Source organism: Acetobacter sp. UBA5411, from assembly GCF_002409645.1.
In the GTDB taxonomy this organism is placed as follows: Bacteria; Pseudomonadota; Alphaproteobacteria; order Acetobacterales; family Acetobacteraceae; genus Acetobacter.
The window spans coordinates 122981-123230 of record NZ_DHNR01000009.1 but is presented as its reverse complement, the minus strand read 5'-3'; the positions used below and the strand labels follow the sequence as shown (position 1 = coordinate 123230).

At 57.6% G+C, this 250-nt stretch carries 1 pseudogene; it reads right to left on the bottom strand.

Annotation, left to right across the window (positions count from 1 at the left end):
- Positions 1–250, bottom strand: a pseudogene (locus tag B3759_RS03595) (porin); the annotation flags it as partial.

Genomic DNA, 250 nt, shown 5'->3' with positions numbered 1-250 from the left:
CACGACCGATCTTGATTGTTCCCATCTTCTTGTTCCCGAAGGTCATGTAAACCTGACGGAAATCGATGCCGGGCGTTCCAAGTGCGACCGGGCTACCACCGGAGTTGGCGTTCATGGCCCCCGGTTTGTTGTTGTCGAGCCCCGGATACATGCCAAACACCGCCGCCATGTCGATGCCATCCTGCGTGGTGGTGATCTTGGTGATCAGAGCCGCAGGAAGATAACCGTTACGCACGGCGGACGCGTCAAA